General features: G+C 67.5%; 16 protein-coding genes. 6 read left to right on the top strand and 10 right to left on the bottom strand.

The features are described 5' to 3' along the window. Nucleotides 1–338: 338 nt before the first annotated feature. From msrQ to LCM15_RS11950, 9 genes are all read right to left on the bottom strand, one after another. Nucleotides 339–947, bottom strand: coding sequence for a protein-methionine-sulfoxide reductase heme-binding subunit MsrQ (gene msrQ, locus LCM15_RS11990; RefSeq protein WP_224856657.1), 609 nt, complete (start codon nucleotides 945–947; stop codon nucleotides 339–341). Further along, on the bottom strand, nucleotides 947–1,852 hold the full coding sequence (gene msrP, locus LCM15_RS11985) for a protein-methionine-sulfoxide reductase catalytic subunit MsrP (protein ID WP_224856655.1): 906 nt from the start codon (nucleotides 1,850–1,852) through the stop codon (nucleotides 947–949). The genes msrQ and msrP overlap by 1 nt, the downstream gene beginning before the upstream one ends. A 521-nt stretch (nucleotides 1,853–2,373) precedes the next feature. Then, nucleotides 2,374–3,882 (bottom strand): FMN-binding glutamate synthase family protein, encoded by a 1,509-nt coding sequence (locus LCM15_RS11980; protein WP_224856653.1) that lies wholly within the window; start codon nucleotides 3,880–3,882, stop codon nucleotides 2,374–2,376. A 195-nt stretch (nucleotides 3,883–4,077) separates the two neighbouring features. Further along, nucleotides 4,078–4,683: an ABC-type transport auxiliary lipoprotein family protein gene (locus LCM15_RS11975; RefSeq protein WP_224856651.1), complete on the bottom strand. Its 606-nt coding sequence runs from the start codon at nucleotides 4,681–4,683 to the stop codon at nucleotides 4,078–4,080. 12 nt (nucleotides 4,684–4,695) lie between these two features. Beyond that, the gene (locus tag LCM15_RS11970; protein ID WP_224856649.1) at nucleotides 4,696–6,435 is read right to left on the bottom strand and encodes an MlaD family protein; all 1,740 of its coding nucleotides are present in this window, start codon (nucleotides 6,433–6,435) and stop codon (nucleotides 4,696–4,698) included. Nucleotides 6,436–6,438: 3 nt separating this feature from the next. Next, a complete protein-coding gene (locus LCM15_RS11965) occupies nucleotides 6,439–7,230 on the bottom strand; it encodes an ABC transporter ATP-binding protein (RefSeq protein ID WP_224856648.1) in 792 nt (263 codons plus the stop codon). Continuing rightward, the gene (locus tag LCM15_RS11960) at nucleotides 7,227–8,360 is read right to left on the bottom strand and encodes an ABC transporter permease (RefSeq protein ID WP_224856647.1); all 1,134 of its coding nucleotides are present in this window, start codon (nucleotides 8,358–8,360) and stop codon (nucleotides 7,227–7,229) included. The genes LCM15_RS11965 and LCM15_RS11960 overlap by 4 nt, the downstream gene beginning before the upstream one ends. A gap of 206 nt (nucleotides 8,361–8,566) precedes the next feature. Then, entirely contained in the window at nucleotides 8,567–9,391 is an 825-nt protein-coding gene (locus LCM15_RS11955; RefSeq protein ID WP_224856646.1) for a sulfite exporter TauE/SafE family protein, read from the bottom strand. A 37-nt stretch (nucleotides 9,392–9,428) separates the two neighbouring features. Next, nucleotides 9,429–10,070, bottom strand: a complete 642-nt coding sequence (locus LCM15_RS11950) for a GntR family transcriptional regulator (RefSeq protein WP_224856645.1) — start codon at nucleotides 10,068–10,070, stop codon at nucleotides 9,429–9,431. Between the two features lie 223 nt (nucleotides 10,071–10,293). On the opposite strand from LCM15_RS11950, the gene LCM15_RS11945 reads away from it, so the two are divergent. From LCM15_RS11945 to LCM15_RS11920, 6 genes are read left to right on the top strand one after another with little or no spacing between them, the layout of a single operon-like run. Continuing rightward, a complete protein-coding gene (locus LCM15_RS11945) occupies nucleotides 10,294–11,901 on the top strand; it encodes an ABC transporter substrate-binding protein (RefSeq protein ID WP_224856644.1) in 1,608 nt (535 codons plus the stop codon). Then, nucleotides 11,901–12,851, top strand: coding sequence for an ABC transporter permease (locus LCM15_RS11940; protein WP_224856643.1), 951 nt, complete (start codon nucleotides 11,901–11,903; stop codon nucleotides 12,849–12,851). The genes LCM15_RS11945 and LCM15_RS11940 overlap by 1 nt, the downstream gene beginning before the upstream one ends. Beyond that, complete coding sequence (locus LCM15_RS11935; RefSeq protein ID WP_224856641.1) at nucleotides 12,848–13,747, top strand: ABC transporter permease; 900 nt, start codon at nucleotides 12,848–12,850, stop codon at nucleotides 13,745–13,747. The genes LCM15_RS11940 and LCM15_RS11935 overlap by 4 nt, the downstream gene beginning before the upstream one ends. Beyond that, complete coding sequence (locus LCM15_RS11930) at nucleotides 13,744–14,718, top strand: ABC transporter ATP-binding protein (protein ID WP_224856639.1); 975 nt, start codon at nucleotides 13,744–13,746, stop codon at nucleotides 14,716–14,718. The genes LCM15_RS11935 and LCM15_RS11930 overlap by 4 nt, the downstream gene beginning before the upstream one ends. Then, nucleotides 14,715–15,755 carry an ABC transporter ATP-binding protein gene (locus LCM15_RS11925; protein WP_224856637.1) on the top strand — a complete coding sequence of 347 codons (1,041 nt, stop codon included), beginning with the start codon at nucleotides 14,715–14,717 and terminating at the stop codon, nucleotides 15,753–15,755. Before LCM15_RS11930 ends, LCM15_RS11925 begins: the two co-directional genes overlap by 4 nt. A 52-nt stretch (nucleotides 15,756–15,807) precedes the next feature. After that, nucleotides 15,808–17,397 carry a gamma-glutamyltransferase family protein gene (locus LCM15_RS11920; RefSeq protein ID WP_224856635.1) on the top strand — a complete coding sequence of 530 codons (1,590 nt, stop codon included), beginning with the start codon at nucleotides 15,808–15,810 and terminating at the stop codon, nucleotides 17,395–17,397. 266 nt (nucleotides 17,398–17,663) lie between these two features. Here LCM15_RS11920 and LCM15_RS11915 read toward each other — a convergent pair whose 3' ends face one another. Then, the gene (locus tag LCM15_RS11915; RefSeq protein WP_224856633.1) at nucleotides 17,664–18,425 is read right to left on the bottom strand and encodes a glutaredoxin family protein; all 762 of its coding nucleotides are present in this window, start codon (nucleotides 18,423–18,425) and stop codon (nucleotides 17,664–17,666) included. Nucleotides 18,426–19,083 lie beyond the last annotated feature (658 nt).

Genomic DNA, 19,083 nt, shown 5'->3' with positions numbered 1-19,083 from the left:
GAAGGGGCTTTTACGGATACCCCCCGATACCCGCAACCCCTTTTTTAAGAAAACGTCATGATTTTCCGGAACCAAGTGGAATAAAGAACGATATCAGAGACTTAGGTGATGATTTTTCTTACCCCAAACCCCCGCCAAACCACCTGACCCAGGGGCAAGTAAACCGCGCAGTGTCGGCTCGTCGGGGCGTATTGCGAGCTACCCACAGACCTATCCACAGATCCATCCAGAATCCGGCCGATTCAGCCCCCGAGTCAGCCGAGTCACCCCTCGGAATCGCAAGCGGCCCCGACTCGGACGAGTCGGGGCCGCTTGTCGGAGGTCGGAAAGAAAGCGCCTCAGCCGCGCAGGGCCACGCGGCGCTGAAGAACCGGGAGCCGCAGCGCCACCAGCACCGCCGTCGCCCCCAGATACAGAAGCGGCTCGATCTGGAAGCCCTTCGCCAGCATCACCCAATGCAGCGCGCCGAGCAGCACCGCGGGATAGACCAGCTTGTGCAATTGCCTCCAGCGACGCCCGAGCCGCCGGATCGCCCGGTTGCTCGAGGTCAGGGCCAGGGGCAGCAACAGCAGGAAGCCCGCCATGCCCACGGTGATATAGGGGCGCTTGAGAATGTCGGCCCAGATCCGCGCCGGGTCGCGGATGTCGAGCCCCAGCCACACCGCGAGGTGCAGCGCCACGTAGAAGAAGCCGATCAGCCCCACGGCGCGGCGGAACTTCAACAGGTTCACGCCGGCATAGCGGCGCAGGGGCGTGATGCAGAGCCCGGCGATCAGAACCTGCAGCGCCAGTACCCCGAGCGCATGTTCCAGTCCGGCGATCGGCTCGACCCCGAGCCCGCCGGTGAGGCCCTGATACAGGAACCAGAGCGCCGGCAGCGGCGCCACGGCGTAGAGCGGCCAGGTCGGCAGTTTGCGCGCGGCAGCATTGATGCGATCCGTCAGCATCAGAAGTTCCGGATCAGGTCCATGCCCTCGTAGAGCGATGCGACCTCCTCCCCGTAGCCGTTGAACATCAAGGTGGGCTTGCGGGCCGAGAACAGCCCACCGCCGATCTCGCGTTCGGTCGCCTGCGACCAGCGCGGGTGGCTGACCTCGGGGTTCACGTTGGAATAGAAGCCATATTCGCGCGGGTTGGCCTTGTTCCACGCGGTCGGCGGCTCGCTGTCGGTCAGGGTGATGCGCACCACCGACTTGATCGACTTGAAGCCGTATTTCCACGGCACCACCAGCCGGAGCGGCGCGCCGTTCTGTTTCGGGATGTCGCGCCCATAGATGCCGGTGGCCATGATGGTGAGCGGATGCACCGCCTCGTCGAGCCGCAGCCCCTCTACATAGGGCCAATCGAGCACCTTGTAGGCGGTGCCGGGCATCTCGTCCGGGCGCAGCACGGTCTCGAAGGCCACGTATTTCGCCGAGGACTGCACGCCGGCCAGATCCAGCAGGTCGGCGAGCTCGAAGCCGTTCCACGGCACCACCATCGACCACGCCTCGACGCAGCGGAAGCGGTAGATGCGCTCCTCGATGGTCATCTGGGACAGGATCTCGTCGAAGGCATAGTCGCCGGGCCGGTCGACCAGCCCGTCGATGCGCACCGTCCACGGATCGATGGTGAGCTGGTCGGCGTGGCGGGCGGGATCCTCCTTGCCGGTGCCGAACTCGTAGTAGTTGTTGTAGCCGGTGATCTCCTCCCACTCGTTGGGCTCGAGATCCTCCGGCGCCGCGGCTGCCCTACCGGCGATGCCAGCCAGACCGACCCCGGCGGCCCCGGCCATCAGCTGGCGACGGTTGAGCCAGACATGTTCTGGGGTGACGTCGGATGCGGTCAGCGGACTCTTGTAGCGGCCGGCCATGGGGAACCTCCTTTGCTTGCTTGGGCAAAAGGTATGCGAACAAGGCAGGTCTGCCAAAGCAAAGCGTCTCACGTTCACGTTCGGGCACTGAAATATTGCGGCTGCCCGGCCTCTGGGAACGGCGAGGCCCCTCTCCCGCCCCCCGCATCCGTCCGGCGCCGCAGTCATCTGAGAAACCGCCCCGCCCTCTCGGCCAGGTTCGAGGCCGCTTCTGAGATCGTGGCTTGATATCGTGTAAGGTGATCGTGCCAGACCGCGACCGCCGTGCTCTGGCGGAAGAGCGCAGCGCCTGCGCCCTCACCGCGGGACTGCGCCGCAACAGGACTTGCGGCGCGGCCCGCAGCCCCCCACCTCGGCGGGCCACCGGAAGGTCTGGCCAAGGTCGCCCGGGTCTTCAGAAGGCGAGCCCCACGCGAAGGGCCGCACGACGCTAAGAGAATTTGTGACGCCTGCGCCGGGAGGACGCCGGCAGGCTCATCCCGACCGGCTCCCCCTGCGCTGCGTTCCGCCCTATGCCCCGATCAGGCTCCGGTCCGGGGCGCCGCGACGTCGGGCTGATAGCTCGGGCGGATCTTGTTGAACGGGATCGAGCTGCCATCCGGCTGCACGATGCGCACATGCCGCCGCCGCATCTGGCGCGGCTCTGAGACGCCGACCGAGTGGGCGATGGTCTCGACCTCCTTGATCACGCCCTTGGCGTAGTTGGCGACCTTCTTGTACTTGTTCTGCACCACGAGCCCCTGCTGCAGGCGCGGATCATGGGTGGTGATGCCGGTCGGGCAGGTGTTGCGGTTGCACTTCAGAGCCTGAATGCAGCCGAGCGAGAACATGAAGCCGCGCGCCGAGGTGACGAAGTCGGCACCGAGGCAGATCGCCCAGGCCACGTCGGCGGGGTTCACCAGCTTGCCGGAGGCGATGATGCGGATGCGGTCCTTGAGCCCGTAGCGGTCGCGCAGGTCGACGATGCGCGGCAGCGCCTCGCGGATCGGCATCCCGACGAGGTCGATGAGCGGCATCGGTGCCGCGCCGGTGCCGCCCTCGCCGCCATCGATGCAGATGAAGTCGGGCGCGCTCTCGCTGCCGCGCTCGACGATCAGCTTGAAGAGATCCTCCCACGCATCCGACGAGCCGATCACCGTCTTGAAGCCGACCGGCTTGCCCGAGACCTCGCGGATGTGGCCGATCATGTCGAGCAGGTCGTCGAAATCGTCGATCTCGGGGTGGCGGTTGGGCGAGATGCCCGCCTGCCCGACCTTGAGCCCGCGGATCGCGGCGACCTCCTCGTTGACCTTCTCGCCGGGCAGGATGCCGCCTTTGCCGGGCTTGGCACCCTGCGCCAGTTTCAGCTCGAACATCCTGACCTGAGGGTTGGCGGCCACGGCGCGGAGCTTGTCATCATCGATGAGGCCCTGCTCATTGCGCAGGCCGAACTTGGCGGTGCCGATCTGGAACACCAGATCGCAGGGAGCCGCCCCGTGATAGGGCGACAGCCCGCCCTCGCCGGTGTTGAGCCAGATCCCCGCCTCGCAGGCGCCCTTGCTCAGCGCCTCGACCGCCGGCTTCGAGATCGCGCCATAGCTCATCCCCGAGATGTTGTAGATCGACCGGGCGAGATAGGGCACCCGCGCGTGCGGGCCGATCACCATCGGGTCGGTCGTGGCGAATTGGTCGTCGAGCGGCGGGAACACCGCGTTCACGAAGATCGGCGTGCCGGGGATGTTGAGGTTGCGCGTCGATCCGAAGGCGACGGTGTTATCCTTGCCCTTGGTGGCGTGATAGACCCAGTCGCGCTGCGCCCGGTTGAAGGGCATCTCCTCGCGGTCCATGGCAAAGAAATATTGCCGGAAGAATTCGCCCAGCTTGGTGAAGAGGCCGCGGAACCGCCCGATCACTGGGTAGTTGCGGCGGATCGCGTCGTTCGACTGCACCGAGTCGACGACATAGAGCGCCAGCGCGACGAACACGCCGATCCCGACCACCGCGACAAAAACCAGTGCCAGCACCTGAAGCGCATACATCGCCGCACCCATGGTCACATCCTTACGTATTCATTGCTTCGAGTGAGATCCGCCTCCCGCACACTCTGCGGGTCCTGGCGGCACAGTGACAACGCTTGCCGGCAACGGCAACCAAAAGGGCGCGGAGCGAGATCAGGATGAGGTGTGCCCGCCACGCCCCGGCGAGACGCCGCCGCCCGCCCCCTGGGAACTCCCTGCTTAGCAGACTCAGCGCGCCTGCGACACGATCCACGCCACCGCCTCGGGCAGCAGCCGCGAGGTGGCACGGTCGAAGGCCGCGACGAGGTTGTCGAGGTCGGTCGCGGCGGCAAGCTCGGTGGCCTCGAAGCTTCGGGTCGCGACGACACTGGCATCGCGCTCGCGCACCACGCGCAGCACGAAGCGCACCCGCACCAGCCCGGTCTCGGCGCCCTGCATCGCCTCGCCCTGAAAATCGGTCAGCTCGCCCAGCACCGCGTAATCCGCGCGCGGACCGACAGGCCGGCGGCTGACCGAGCCCAGCGCAGCGCTCTCGCTCAGGCTGCGCACCAGCATCGTCTGCAGCATAGCCGGCGCCGGATCGGCCCAGCGCACGCCGGGCAGGTACTGCGCCTGCAGCGGCGAGGGCCGGATCATGATGCGTTCGGTCGAGAGCGAGCCGCTGGCCAGCGGCTCCTCGACGATCACTTCCACGCCGCGACGCGCTCCGCTTTGCGCCACCGCCGGGGTGCGCAGCTCGTAGACCTCGAGCGGCGTCGCCGCGTCTTCGAGCGCGGTGAGCGCGCCGCAGCCGCCGAGGGCGGCGGCAAACAGGATCGGGGTCAGGCGCAGCATGGGGTCATCTCCTTATCGCCCGTATTCCGGGGCACGCTGGTCGAGCAGGAAGCGGCCCGGATCGCGCCCGAGGCGCTCGACCAGGTCGTCGAGGTTGTTGATGAGGGTCCGCGTTTCGACCGCCAGCCGCCCGAACTGCGGCAGCGCATCGGTGGCGAAGGCGCGCACCGCAGGCGAACTCTGCCCCACCGCTGTCTCGATCTCGGCAAAGGCGGCCTGCGCCGAGCGGCTGGCAGAGCGCAGCTCCGCGGTGACGCCCGGCACCTCGTCCGCGACCTCGGCCACCGCCGTCTCGAGCTGGGCCAGCGTCGCGCGCAGGCTTGCGGCGATGCCCGCCACCTCTTCGTTCATCACCCGGTCGGCGCCCTGAAAGGTCTGTTCCGCCGCCCGCAGGGCGCGGTCGCCGGTCTCGAGCGCGGCGTTGATGGCAGAGAGCGTGTCGTTGGCATTGCGGAAGGTCACGCGCACCTCGTCGAGGGTTTCGCCCGCATTGCGCGCCAGATCGTCGAGCTGGCCGGAGGCCGAGGACAGGTCCTCGCCCACCCGCGCCGCCACGCCCGAGGCAGTCTCGGTGGCGCTGCGGATATCGGCGATGATCGCTGGCAGATCGGTCTCGGCCACGGCGCCCACCTGCCCGATCACGCGCCGCGCCTCGGCGGTGGCCGCGCGCAGGTCCGCCACCAAGGCCGTGCCGTCGCCCGCAAACAGCGTATCGACCGATTGCGCCGCGCCGTCGACGGTCTCCATCGTGGCGCCGATGCTGGCGATCATCTCGTTGGTGGCGGCCAGCGTCTCGCGCGCCTCGGTCAGGCGCTGCGTCGCGGTCTCCCCGGTTTCGGTGAAGGTCACGACCAGCCCGCCGGCGCTCTCGCTGAGCGCGGCGAAGCGGGTCTCGATATCGGCCACCGAGCGCTGCAATTGTTCGGTCGCGGGGCCAAGCTGGTCGATTACGTAGCGCTCGGCGGAGCCGATGGCGCTGTCGGCCTGCGCCAGCGTGCCGCCGCCCTGCTCCAGCACGACCCGCGCCTCCTCGGACAGCTCCCGGATCGAGACCACCGCCTCGCGCACCTCGGCCAGCGTCGCCGAGGCATCGCGGCTGACCGTGTCGAGCGTGTTGTTGAAGCGGTCGATCTGGTCCGCGAACGAGGCGACCGAGCCTCCGACCGCCGAGAAATCGTCGAGCGCCTGCGCGAAGGCGACCGAGGAGTCCTCGACATTGTCGAGGATGCTCTGCACCTTCGCCTGATTGTCCTCGCCAAAGAGCTGGCGCACGTCCTGCACCGCGCGCAGGGTCTCCGAGATCAGCAGCGGCGCGTCTTCGGTGAGCGATTGCAGCACCGATTGCCCCGCCTCGATCGTCGGCACGTCGGCGTCCGAGACCTCGGCCAGCAGCGGCGCGTCGGGCGTTCCGGCGGAGATGCCGACATAGGACACCCCCGTCACGCCCTGCGCTTCGATGGTGGCGACGCTGTCGCGGCGCACCGGCGTGTCGGCGCCGATCTCGATCCGCACCCGCACCGTGCCGTCGCGCTCGGGCGACAGGCGCACGTCGACCACCTGCCCCACCGGCAGCCCCGAAAAGCGCACGTCAGAGGCATCGGACAGGCCCGAGACGGTGGGGAAGTCGATGTCGTAATAGGCGAACTGGCGGTCGAGCTGGATATTGGCGAACCACATGAAGGCCGCCAGCATGGCAACGAAGCCCGCCAGCGTGAACGCCCCGATCAGCACGTAATTGGCGCGGGTTTCCATGCCTCAGTCCTCCCGGTCTGCCGCGGTGTCGGCAAACGCCGCCCGGGCACGCGGCCCGTGGAAATACTCGCGCACCCAGGGGTCGTCGACCTCGAGCATGTCCTCGAGGCTGCCGGTCACCAGGACGCGGCGCTCCGAGAGCACGGCGATCCGGTCGCAGATCGCGTAGAGCGTATCGAGGTCATGTGTCACGAGAAAGACCGTAAGCCCGAGGGACTGGCTGAGGTTGCGGATCAGCGTATCGAAAGCCGCCGCGCCGATGGGGTCAAGCCCCGCCGTGGGCTCGTCGAGGAAAACGATCTCGGGATCGAGCGCCAGCGCCCGCGCCAGCCCCGCCCGCTTGCGCATCCCGCCCGACAGTTCGGACGGGTAGAGATCGCCCGCCAGATAGGGCAGCCCGACCATCGAGATCTTCAGGTCCGCCAGTTCGCGCCGGATGTCGGCGTCCAGCCCCGGCACCGCCTTCATCGGCACCTCGATATTCTCGCGCACCGTGAGCGACGAGAACAGCGCCCCGTCCTGGAACATCACCCCCCACCGGTCGTCGAGGCTGTCGCGGTCTGCACCGCCCGCCAGCACGTCGACGCCGAACACCTCGATCTCGCCCGCCGCCGGTATCTGCAGCCCGGTGATGGTGCGCAGCAGAACCGACTTGCCGGTGCCCGAGCCGCCGACCACACCGAGGATCTCGCCGCGATAGACATCTAGGTCGAGATTCTCGTGTACCACGTGGCTGCCGAACTGGGTCTTCAGCCCGCGCACCCGGATCACCGCCTCTCGCCCATCCTCGGTCATATGCCCACCTTTGCAAAGAACACCGAGAACAGCGCATCGGCGAGGATCACCGCGAAGATCGCCGCGACAACCGAGCCCGAGGTCATCCGCCCGAGCGACTCGGCGTTGCCCTTGACCTGCATCCCCGCGTGGCAGCCCACCACGCCGATGATCAGCGCAAAGGCCGGTGCCTTGACCAGCCCGACGACAAGGTGCCCGACGCCGGTGCCTTCGATCAGCCGCGTGACGAACATCGAGGGCGAGATGCCAAGCTCGAGCCACGCCATAAGCGCGCCGCCGAAAATGCCCATGAAATCGGCAATGATCCCGAGGATCGGCAGCATCAGCAGCAGCGCGAGGATACGCGGCACGAACAGCATCACCCCGGGATCGAGCCCAAGCGTGCGCATGGCGTCGATCTCCTCGCGCATCTTCATCGAGCCGATGGCGGCGGTGAAGGCCGAGGCGGTGCGGCCCGCGACGATGATCGCGGTGAGCAGGATGCCAAGCTCGCGCAGCACCGAGATGGCGATCAGGTCGACCACGAAGACCTCGGCGCCGAACTGGCGCAGCTGTTCGGCGCCTTGGAAGGCCAGCACCACGCCGATCAGGAAGGCCATCAGCGACACGATCGGCACGGCGCGCAGCCCGACATCCTCGCAATGCGCCACCAGCGCGGTCAGGCGAAACTGCGACGGGTGGCGCAGCACCCGCGCGAGCCGGGCGAGGAACAGGCCGAAGAACCCGGTCAGGTCGGCGAAATAGCGCAAGGCGCCCACCACGGCGCGGCCGATACGCTCGAGCAGCGCCCGAACGCCGCGCGCCGCCTCGGGCCGGTTTTCCGGTTCGGGGCGGGCCTGCCTTACGTTGTCGAGCAGCAGCGCGGTGGTGTCGCGCACGTTGCGCAGATCGAGGCTGCCGCCAGCAGACTGCGCCCGCGTCTCGAGATCAACCAGCAGCCACGCGCCGGCGGTGTCGATGCGCGCGACCCCGGCAAGATCGACGACCAGAGGTCGGTCGAGGTTCAGCGCGGCCAGACGGTGGCGCAGCTCGCTGACGGTGCGGATCGAAAGGACGCCCGAGAGGCTCAGCGCCGCCCCTGCGTCTGTCTCGGAAAGACCGAGTTCGATGCGTTCCTCTCGCGCCGCCATTCGTCCTGCCTCTGTTCCGGCCCCACCGGGCGGCCCCTCACGGATCGCGCGGCGACGTTCCGCCGGGGTCGCTCTGCGTGGATCGCGAGGCCCGGCAAACCGGGCCGCCCCCGCAGGCTACGGTAGCCACTCTGAGGCTCGCAGCAACCGCAGTTTGCACGGCAGCGCCATGCGGCAACTCGAAGCAGTGGCCGGGGCGGCGCTGCTCAGCCCATGATCGCCTTGCGCAGCATGTTGAGCGCCACGAGGATCAGGAAGGCGCCGAATAGTTTCTTGAGCGGCGCCGGGTCCATGGCGTGGGCGAGCTTCACGCCCAGAGGCGCGGTCAGCAGGGTCATGGCGATCACCACCAGAAAGCCCGGCAGGTTCACCGCGCCGATGGTGAAGGGCGGGCGCGAGCCCGGCTCGATGGTCAGCAGCAGGAAGCCCACCGCCGAGGGCACCGCGATCAGCACGCCGAAGCCGGCCGCGGTGGCCACGGCGCGGTGGATCGGCACGTTGTGCAGGCTCATCAGCGGCACGCCGAAGCTGCCACCGCCGATGCCCATGAGCACCGACAGGAAGCCCACCGCCGGGGAATAGATATACTGCTTGCCGCCGCTCGGCATCGCCTCGGCCAGCCGCCAGCTGCGCTTGCCGAAGGTCATGTAGGCGCCGATCACCAGCGCCAGCACCCCGAAGATCACCTGCAGGCTGGTGGATTTCAGCGCCGAGGCGGCAAGCACGCCGACGATGGCGCCGATCACGATGCCCGGCGCCCAGCTCTTGAGGATGTCCCAGTCGACCGCTCCCTTGCGGTTATGGCTGACCACCGAGCGCAAGGAGGTGACGATGATCGTCGCCAGCGAGGTGGCAAGGCAGACCTGCATGGTCTGCGGCCCGTCATAGCCCAGCGCCTGGAAGGTGAAGAAGAAGGCCGGCACCAGCACGATGCCCCCGCCGACGCCGAGAAGCCCGGCGAGCACCCCGGCAAAGCCTCCGATCACCACCATGAAAAGCAGCAGTTCCAGCGTCAGTGTCAGATCGGGCATATGGGTCTCCAGAAAGCTTGGACGGCAGCGGCGCGGATCACTCCGCCCGGCGGGCCAGGATGTCGGTCAATACGATGTAGGACGAGGCCACGTGGCTGCGCATCAGCCGCCGCGTGGTTTCGGAGTCCTGCGCGAGGATGGCCTCGGTGATACCGCGATGCTCGGCGCGCGAGGTTTCGAGCCGCGAGGCATCTTGGTGGAAATTGGCGGCGCGCCACGCCAGCGTGCGCAGGTTCAGCTCGTCGAGCGTGGCGGCAAGGATGGCGTTGCGTGCGCCGCTCTTGAGGATCTCGTGGAAGCGGGCGTTGATCGCGCCATAGGCCTCGGGATCGTCGCAGGCATCGCCCTCGGCGAGGATCGCCTCGAGCTTGCGGCGCTCGATCTCGCTCATGCGGTGGGCCGCCAGAGCCGCCAGCCCGCTCTCGACCTCGCCCGCCGCCTCGAACAGCTCGGCCAGATCGTCGGGCGCCATCTGCCGCACGAAGAAGGCCCGCCGCGCCCCGCGCTCGGCAAGGCGCGCCTGCTCCAGACGGTGCAGCGCCTCGCGCACCGGGGTGCGGGAGACGCCGAACTGCTCGGCCAGCGCCATTTCGACCAGAGGCTCACCGGGAGGCATCCGCCCGGCCACGATGCCGTCGACCAGCGTCTCGAAAATGCTTTCTGCTGTGCGAATAGACATCTGCCGTCCGCCTCACGGGTTTGGAACACTTTTATCTTGCATATGTATACATGTCTCAGCAAGTTGAATTCATAACAAGGTCGCATGATTGGGGAGACATCGACAAAACCGCCTCGAAACCAGACCGAGGCGCGCGAGATCCGGAGCCAACCGGGCCGCGGCAAGGGCACTGGCCTCTACGGAGAAAAAAGGGAGGAGACCATGCCAACAGGAGAGACGAAACATGAAGAAGGTAGATCACAAGAAGGCTCTGGCCGAACGCCTCTCGGCGCGTCTCGGTCGCCGCGCCGTGCTCAAGGGGATGGGCGCAGGGCTTCTGACCGCAGCCGCCTCGACCGGCGCGCCGGGCATCGCCCGCGCCCAGCAGAGCGGCCATCTCAAGATCGCGTCGATCAAGGTGATCGACACGCTCGACCCGCATTTCACCGGCTTTCTGTCGGCGATCCAGATCATCAACAACATTCACAACGGTCTTCTCAAGATCGCCTATGACGGCACCAACGTCACCTTCGAGCCCGATCTGGCCGAGACCTGGGACCTCGAGGACGACAAGACCCACGTCTTCAAGCTGCGCGAAGGCGTGATGTTCCACGATGGCACGCCCTGCAACGCCGAAGCGGTGAAGTTCTCGCTGCTGCGCGTCAAGGAGGGCGAGCCCAAGTCGCCGCACGCCTGGAAGCTGGAGCTGCTCGACGAGATCGAGATCGTCGACGACCTGACCGTCAAGCTGCACTTCTCGCAGCCCTATGCCTTCCTGCCCGTGGCGCTGAACGGCTCGACCGGCCGCGCCGGCACCATCGTCAGCCCCGCCGCCGTGCAGAAATACGGCGCCGATTACGGCCGCAACCCGGTCGGCACCGGCCCGTTCAAGTTCGTCTCGTGGCGCGAGAACGACGCCATCGAGCTCGAGGCCAACACCGAGTATTTCGAAGAGGGGATGCCCAAGCTCGAGCGCGTCACCTTCGTTCTGATGAACGAGGCCTCGACCGCGCTGGCCGCGCTGATGGCCGGCCAGATCGACGGCATGACCGACTGCCCGATGCAACTGGTGGATCAGGTCGACGCCTTCCCGAACGCCAAGCTCTATGGCGAGATCGAGGGCAACTACACCTTCGTCGGCATGAACTGCGCCCGCGCGCCGTTCGACGACATCAACCTGCGCCGCGCCGTGGCCTGGGCCCTGGACCGCGAGACCCTCGTGAAGCAGGCCTATTTCGGTCGCGCCCAGCAGGCCTATACGCCGATCTCGCCGCCGATGACCGACTTTTTCGACCCCGACATCGCGACCTCGGGCCGCGGCCAGTGGTTCGATCTCGAGAAGGCCAAGGAATTCCGCGCCAAGGCCGCCAATCAGGGCGAGGTCGAGGTGACCTACATGATGGCCGAGCGTGGCCCCGTCGGCACCCGCGTCGCTCAGACCGTGGCGCCGATGCTGGCCCAGATTGGCATCAAGGCGAACCTCGAGCTGATCGAGCCCGCCGCATGGGTGAAACGCCGCAACGAGGGCGATTTCGACCTTTACGATTTCGAGTGGGTGGCCGACCTCGACCCGGACGAAACGCTCTACCCCGAGTTCCGCTCGGACGGCGCGTGGAACTTCGGCAAGTGGGTCAACACCGAGTTCGACGAGCTCTGCGCACAGGCGCAGGTGGTGCTCGAAACGGAGGCCCGCAAGGAGCTCTACTACAAGGCAGAGGATCTGCTGATGGATGAGGCGGCGATCGCCGTCATGGCGCACATGCCCATCTACAAGGTGTTCTCGAACAAGGTGCAGGGCTTCGAGTACATCCCCGCCGACCTCGTGAACCTTCACACGGTGAGTCTCGCCTGATGTGGGGACAGGCACTGGGAAAGATCGCGCAGACGCTTGTCGTCCTGTTCGTCGTCTCGGTGGCCAGCTTCGGACTTCTGAAGCTGGCGCCGGGCGACCCGATCCAGATCATGCTGGGATCGGAGTTCTCGCAGGAGGCGTATGACTCGCTCACCGCCGAGCTGGGGCTGGATCAGCCCTTCCTCGCGCAATACGCCGACTGGGCGGTGAGGTTCGTACAGGGAGATTGGGGCACATCCTATGTCGCCCGGACGGATATCTTCACCTATGCCTTCAAGGAGGCGCTGCCCGTCACGCTGACGCTCGCCTCCTTCTCCCTCGCCTTCGCGATCTTGATCGGCGTGCCCTTGGGCGTGCTGTCGGCGGTCAAGAAGGACACCGCGTTCGACGCGGGCGCCGCGGTGCTGGCCCTGACCGGCACTGCCTTCCCCTCGTTCCTGCTCGGCATCCTGCTGATCTGGTTCTTTGCCGTGAAGATGCAGCTCTTCCCGGTGATGGGCTATGTCTCGCCGTGGCAGGATTTCTGGGGCGGCATCTATCACATGATCCTGCCCGGACTGACGCTGTCGACCTATTTCATCGCGATGATCACCCGCCTCACCCGCGCCACCCTCATCGAAGTGATGGAGCAGCCCTACATCGCCGCTGCCCGCGCGCGCGGCGAGCCGTCGTGGCGGGTGATCTGGGTGCATGGCGTGCGCAACATCGCCATGCCGCTGGTCACCATCCTCGGGCTTCAGCTCGGCGTTCTGCTGCAGGGCACGGTGCTGACCGAGACGGTCTTCAACCTGCCGGGCATCGGCCAGATGCTGACCTCCGCCGTTCTGGGGCGCGAATACATGGTCGTGCAGGCCGGCGTGATGATGACCGCCACCCTCTTCATCGGAGTGAACCTTCTCGTGGACCTCTCCTACCCCGTCCTCGACCCGCGGCTGAGGACACGGAAATGAGCATTCAGACCCCCGAAGCCCCGACCACCCTGCCGCCCGCCGAGCCGCCGAAGAAGGTCAGGACCGGCCGGCGCTCGATCTTCCTGCGGCGCCCGTTCTTCACCATCGCCCTCATCGTTGCGGCGGGCTACGTGCTGGCGGCGATCTTCGCTCCCTACGTGGCGCCCTATGATCCGGTGATGCAGGACATCAACGCGATGATGCAGGCGCCGAGTGTGGCGCACCCGCTGGGCACCGACAGCTACGGTCAGGACATCCTGAGCCGGGTGATCTATGGCGCCCGCTACGCGCTGATCATCGGCCTGTTCTCGGTGCTGATCGGCGCCGCCGGCGGCCTCGTCATCGGCCTTGCCGCCGGTCTTTCGGGCGGCTGGGTCGAATGGGTGCTGATGCGGCTGATCGACTCGATCCTCGCGCTGCCCTCGCTGATCCTCGCCGTGGCCTTCATCGCCATCCTCGGACAGGGCGTCGACAAGGTGGTCGTCGCCGTGGGCCTGTCGATGATCGGCCCCTTCGCCCGCACCGTGCGCGCCGACGTCATGCAGGTGCGCGTGCAGCTCTTCGTCGAGGCGGCGACGCTGATGTCGATCCCCTATCTCAGGGTGATCTGGCGCCACGTGCTGCCCAACGTGATCTTCCCGCTGGCGGTGCAGGTCACCATCCGCATCTCCGAGGCGATCCTCGTCTCCTCGTCGCTCTCCTTCCTCGGCATCGGCGTCACGCCCCCCACACCCGATTGGGGCCTGATGATCGCCGAAGGCCGCGCCTTCGTCAGCTTCGCGGCGTGGATGTCGGCGATGCCCGGCTTCGCGCTCGCCCTGCTGCTGATCGCGCTGTCGATCGTCGGCGACGGCATCCGCGAGGAATTCGACCCCAAGCTCCGGAGGGGCGCATGAAGGACATGGCAACCCAACCGATCCTCACCCTTTCTGATCTCAGCGTGCATCGCGGCGCGGCCAAGATCCTCGACCGGGTGACCCTGTCGCTGGCCGAGGGCGAGACGCTCGCGCTCGTGGGCGAGAGCGGCGCCGGCAAGTCGACCATCGCCACGGCGCTGATGCGCCTGCTCGATGGCGCCAAGGTCGAGGGCACGGCCGAGATGGCGGGCGCCGGCGACCTGCTGGCGCTGCCCGAGCGCCAGATGGTCAAGCTGCGCGGCCGCCGGCTGTCGATGATCTTTCAGGATGCCGGCTCGGCCCTGAACCCGTCCTACACCGTGGGGCGACAGCTCATCACCGTGCTGCGGCGCAATCTCGGCCTGTCGAAAGCCGAGGCACGCAGCCGCGCCATCGAGCTTTTCACCTCGGTCGGCATCAACGATCCCGAGGGCCGGATGACCGCCTATCCGCACCAGCTCTCGGGCGGGATGCAGCAACGCGTGATGGTGGCCATCGCGCTGGCCTGCAACCCCGACCTGCTGCTGGCGGATGAGCCGACCTCGGCGCTCGACGTCACCATCCAGGCCCAGATCGTGCGGCTGATCCTCGCGCAGACCAGATCGCGCGGCGCGAGCTGCATCTTCGTGCTGCACGATCTGGCGCTGGCCAGCCAGTCCTGCGACCGCATCGTGGTGCTCTATGCCGGTCAGGTGGTCGAGGCGGGCCCCTCCCGCGACATCCTCGAACGTCACCGCCACCCCTATACCAAGCAGCTGAAATCCTGCGTGCTCGAGATCGGCACCAAGGACATCACCGCGCCCGAGGGCACGGTGCCGCCGCATAGCGAGATGCCCTTGGGCTGCCGCTTCGCCACCCGCTGCCCCCGCGCCCTGCCGCGCTGCGCCGGAGAGGCACCGCCGCTGCAACCGGCCCGCGCCGGGGCAGATGGCCCGCTCGATCACCAATTCGCCTGCTGGAACCCGGAATGATCATGTCGCAGATCCAGACCAAGCGCCCCGCCATGGCGCCAAACCCGCCGGTCTTCGAGCTGATCGAGGTCGAGCAGGAATTCTCCGTGCCGAAACCGGGCCGCAGCCTCCTGAGCCGCGAGACCGTCGGTCTCAAGGCGCTCGACGGGGTGCGGCTGAGCATCGCGCAGGGCGCCTCGCTGGCGCTCGTGGGCGAGAGCGGCTCGGGCAAGTCGACGCTGCTGCGCGTGCTGCTCGGGCTCGACGCGCCCAGCGGCGGGCGCGCGCTCTATCGCGGCAGGCCGATCCGCGAGGCCCGCGCCCGCGGCACCGGCTTCGCCCGCGACGTGGCGATGGTCTATCAGGACGCGCGCGGCTCGCTCGATCCGCGCATGACCGTGGGCCACCTCATCGCCGAGCCGCTGCGCCATTTCGACATCGTGCCCAAGGCCGAGGAAGCCGCCCGCGTGGCGCAGCTCATCGACCGGGTGGGCCTGCCCACCGACGCCGCCAGCCGCTACCCTTCCGGCCTGTCCGGCGGTCAGGTGCGGCGCGTCGCCATCGCCCGCGCGCTGGCCTCAGAGCCCTCGGTTCTGGTGGCCGACGAGGCGGTCTCGGGCCTTGACGTGTCGACACAGGCACAGCTGCTGACGCTGTTGCGCAGCCTGCAGCGCGACATGGGGCTGACGCTCGTCTTCATCACCCACGACCTTGGCGTGGCGAGCTATCTCTGCGAAGAGATTGCCATCATGTATCTGGGCCGGATCGTCGAGACCGGCCCCACGGATGCGGTGCTCGAAAGGCCCGCGCATCCCTATTCCGCAGCCCTTCGGGCAGCGGCTCCGCGGTTCTTCGAACCGATCCCCGAGCCGCTCCCGGGCGAGATCCCGAGCCCTCTGGATCTGCCCAAGGGCTGTCGTTTCTCCTCGCGCTGCCCGGCAGCGCAGGACGATTGCCGACTGCGCGACCCGCAGCTCGGCCAGCAAGGCGCCGGGCGGGCCGTCGCATGTCTTCACCCGCTCACTTCGACGGAGGCGCAGGCCTCTGAAACTCGCTAAGGTCCATACATCACTCACGGAACCGAAGCACAAAAGCAGGACACAAAGACCCATGTTCGACTTCTTCTCCGCCCGGCGTCCCAGCACTCTGGCCTCCGACGCCATGATCGCCACGTCGCACCCGCTGTCGACGGCGGCCGGGCTCGAGATCCTCTCCGCCGGCGGCAATGCCGTCGATGCCGCGATCAGCGCCGTTGCGGTGCAATGCGTCGTCGACCCGCTGATGACCGGCATCGGCGGTGACTGTTTCGCGCTCTACGCCCCCAAGGGCGGCGCGGTGAAGGCGCTCAACGGATCGGGCCGCGCCGCCAAGGCCGCCACCGTCGAGGCGCTGAAGGCCGCGGGCCTCACCGACGAGATCCCGCAAACCAGCCCGCACGCCGTCACCATTCCCGGCGCAATCTCGGCCTGGTGCCGCCTGCACGAGGATCACGGCTCGATGCCGCTCGATCGGCTCTTCGCCCGCGCCATCCACTACGCCGAGAACGGCTATGTCGTGACCCCGCGCGTCGCGATGGACTGGGCCGAGACCGCCGCGCTGGTCGGCAAGGACGAACACGCTGCCAAGGTCTTCCTGCCGAACGGTGCCGCACCCAAGGTCGGCGAGAGGCACGCCCAGCCGCTGATCGGCGCGCGCCTGCGCGAGATCGCCGAGAAAGGCGCCGCCGGGTTCTACGAGGGCGAGACCGCCGCCAAGATGGCCGCGCATCTGCAATCGCTCGGCGGTCTGCAGACCGAGGAAGACTTCCACGCCGGCAAGGACGCCGCCATCTGGGTGGACCCGATCTCGACCGAGTTCGGCGGCTATGACGTCTTCGAGTGCCCGCCCAACGGCCAGGGCCTCGCGGCGCTGCTGATCCTGCGCATTCTGTCCAAGTTCGACATGGGCCCGGACCTCTCCGAGGCCGACCGCATCCACATCCATGCCGAGGCCGCCAAACTCGCCTATCACCACCGCGACGCGCTGATCAGCGATCCGGAGCATTGCCCGGACGTCACCGAAACCCTGCTCTCTGACGAAGTGGTCGACACGCTTGCCGCCCGCATCGACATGAGCAAGGCCGGCGCACCGGCGCTCTGGGATGAGCCAGAGCACAAGGACACGATCTATCTCTGCGTGGTCGATGGCGAGGGCAACGCGCTGTCCTTCATCAACTCGATCTTCCACGGCTTCGGCTCGACCCGGCTCGACCCGGAGACCGGCGTGCTGTTCCACTCTCGCGGCGCCTCGTTCCGGCTGATCGAGGGCCATCCCAACGCCATCGCGCCGATGAAGCGCCCGATGCACACCATCATCCCCGGCATGGTCTGCAAGGACGGCGAGGCGGTGATGCCCTTCGGCGTGATGGGCGGCCAGTATCAGGCGGCAGGCCACGGCCAGTTCCTGTCCAACATGTTCGACCTCGGGCTCGACCCGCAGGCGGCGATGGACACGCCGCGCAGCTTCGGCTTCGGCGGTGAGCTTCAGCTTGAACCGGGCGTCTCGGCCGAGGCCCGCGCCGAGCTCGAAGCGCGCGGCCACAAGCTCGCCATCCAGAAGAGCCCCATCGGCGGCAGTCAGGCGATCCTGATCGACCGCAAGACCGGCACGCTCACCGGCGGCAGCGACAGCCGCAAGGACGGCATGGCGCTGGGATTCTGATCCCCCTGCGACCGCCATCCGGCGATACTGTCCCGGGCGTCATCCCTTGCGGGATGGCGCCCTTTTCGTTGCCCGAGCGGTCAGGTTCGCGAATGCTTCTACGAGTGAGAATAGAGGGCGTTCGCGCCGAATCTCCCGACAGGCCGCGCCCAGCACCCCGGCGCAGGCAGGCGCCTCCCTGCGAACAGCGAAAGCGCGCACGCCGTCGCCAAGCGATGCTGTCGAGCGCGCTCGCTCCTCGCGAACAGCTTAAACGGCAGCCCCGGTCAGCCGGTGATCGCCCGCGCGCCCATCCACAGCGCTATGGCCACCATCATCACGTTCTCGGTCAGCGACACGAAGCCCAGAGGCACGTTCGACCCGCCGCCCACGCAGGCGCATTTCAGCTCGCGCTTGTCGATATAGACCGCCTTGAACACGCTGACCGCGCCGATTGTCCCGATCACCAGCGCCACCGGCACCGAGATCCATGTCAGCGCCCCGGCAGTCATCAGGATGCCCGCCAGCGCCTCGCCGAACGGGTAGATCTTGCCGTAGGGCACCCAGCGCCGGGCCAGCAGGTCGTAGTTGAGGAACATGGTCGAGAAGCTCTCGAGGTCCTGCAGCTTCTGGATCGCGAGGATCGCCATCGACAGCGAGATGAACCACTCGACCGCGCGCAGGGTGAAGATCGTGCCGTACTGGTGCCACGACAGCCCCAACGCCAGCAGCGCCGCGACCGAGAAGATCGCGATGACCGGCTGGTAGCTGGTCTCGCTCTGCTCCTCCTTCGGCGGATCAAGCTCGAAATACACGCGCAGATCGTCATAACCGCCGATGCGCTTGCCATCGATGAAGGTCTGCGGCGTGGTCTTCACGTCATGTTCCCGCTGGAAGGCGTCGGTCTCCTCCCGCGTGGTGAGGTGATGGTCCTCGACGTCGTACCCCTTACGCTCGAGCAGATCCTTGGACTTGAGGCCGAAGGGGCAGAGATGGTCGGGCATCACCATGCGATAAAGCACGGCGGTCTTGGCGGTATCCTTGGGCATTTCTGGTCTCCCTTGCAGGTATGTGGTGCGGCCGAGGCGGCACAGATCCCGTCCGCGACGGCGGCGATGAGGTCCGGACGCGCGCCGATCCCGTGTCCGTCGACCGGGGGCGGTCGGCGCGTCGGCGTCGCAGCCGGTACGGCACGCCACGGATCGTCATCGCGGCACAGGCCTCGCGGCGAAATCGGCCCAGCCTGCTCCCTTGACCGGCAAACCGCCGGTCGCGCCATTCAGGGCCGGCGGTCCAGACAGGAAGGGGGCGGTAAGCATCGGGCGGTTCCGTCGTTTCGGCAATCTCAGGATCAACGACCTTCCACCGCGGGAGGGTTCCCGGAAAACGCCCGGACAGTCCCTGCTCCCGAACGCACCCCCGATCGCGGCCCGTCGGAGCGGCTTTAAGGCGAGACCCCGGCCTCAGCGCGGCCCCCCCACCAACGCGCAGCCCTGTCACTGACGAGACCGCGAGCGCGCACCCTGTGCGCAGCCCCCAGCCATGCCGCCTGTCGCGCGTCGCCCGCCTCGCGATGGCAGCGTTTGAAAAAGCCCACGTTCTGGACAATACCGGACCGGACATCGCCACGCGGGGCCGCCCCCGCCGTTTCATCGCAGGAGCCTGCCATTCGTTTTCCGCTGACCATCGCGCTCATCCTGGTGCTCT

The sequence above is a fragment of the Salipiger bermudensis genome (assembly GCF_020171625.1).
Taxonomy (GTDB): Bacteria; Pseudomonadota; Alphaproteobacteria; order Rhodobacterales; family Rhodobacteraceae; genus Salipiger; species Salipiger bermudensis_B.
The sequence above is the reverse complement of the archived record's forward strand: the minus strand, read 5'-3'. Positions and strand labels throughout refer to the sequence as shown.

What these genes read in the sequence shown, in the direction of transcription:
- LCM15_RS11970 (WP_224856649.1), bottom strand. Translation starts at nt 6,435, where the DNA reads ATGGAAACCCGCGCCAATTACGTGCTGATCGGGGCGTTCACGCTGGCG.
- msrQ (WP_224856657.1), bottom strand. Translation starts at nt 947, where the DNA reads ATGCTGACGGATCGCATCAATGCTGCCGCGCGCAAACTGCCGACCTGG.
- LCM15_RS11940 (WP_224856643.1), top strand. Translation starts at nt 11,901, where the DNA reads ATGTGGGGACAGGCACTGGGAAAGATCGCGCAGACGCTTGTCGTCCTG.
- LCM15_RS11950 (WP_224856645.1), bottom strand. Translation starts at nt 10,070, where the DNA reads ATGTCTATTCGCACAGCAGAAAGCATTTTCGAGACGCTGGTCGACGGC.
- LCM15_RS11975 (WP_224856651.1), bottom strand. Translation starts at nt 4,683, where the DNA reads ATGCTGCGCCTGACCCCGATCCTGTTTGCCGCCGCCCTCGGCGGCTGC.
- LCM15_RS11915 (WP_224856633.1), bottom strand. Translation starts at nt 18,425, where the DNA reads ATGCCCAAGGATACCGCCAAGACCGCCGTGCTTTATCGCATGGTGATG.
- LCM15_RS11930 (WP_224856639.1), top strand. Translation starts at nt 13,744, where the DNA reads ATGAAGGACATGGCAACCCAACCGATCCTCACCCTTTCTGATCTCAGC.
- LCM15_RS11925 (WP_224856637.1), top strand. Translation starts at nt 14,715, where the DNA reads ATGATCATGTCGCAGATCCAGACCAAGCGCCCCGCCATGGCGCCAAAC.
- LCM15_RS11935 (WP_224856641.1), top strand. Translation starts at nt 12,848, where the DNA reads ATGAGCATTCAGACCCCCGAAGCCCCGACCACCCTGCCGCCCGCCGAG.
- msrP (WP_224856655.1), bottom strand. Translation starts at nt 1,852, where the DNA reads ATGGCCGGCCGCTACAAGAGTCCGCTGACCGCATCCGACGTCACCCCA.
- LCM15_RS11980 (WP_224856653.1), bottom strand. Translation starts at nt 3,882, where the DNA reads ATGGGTGCGGCGATGTATGCGCTTCAGGTGCTGGCACTGGTTTTTGTC.
- LCM15_RS11920 (WP_224856635.1), top strand. Translation starts at nt 15,808, where the DNA reads ATGTTCGACTTCTTCTCCGCCCGGCGTCCCAGCACTCTGGCCTCCGAC.
- LCM15_RS11955 (WP_224856646.1), bottom strand. Translation starts at nt 9,391, where the DNA reads ATGCCCGATCTGACACTGACGCTGGAACTGCTGCTTTTCATGGTGGTG.
- LCM15_RS11960 (WP_224856647.1), bottom strand. Translation starts at nt 8,360, where the DNA reads ATGGCGGCGCGAGAGGAACGCATCGAACTCGGTCTTTCCGAGACAGAC.
- LCM15_RS11965 (WP_224856648.1), bottom strand. Translation starts at nt 7,230, where the DNA reads ATGACCGAGGATGGGCGAGAGGCGGTGATCCGGGTGCGCGGGCTGAAG.
- LCM15_RS11945 (WP_224856644.1), top strand. Translation starts at nt 10,294, where the DNA reads ATGAAGAAGGTAGATCACAAGAAGGCTCTGGCCGAACGCCTCTCGGCG.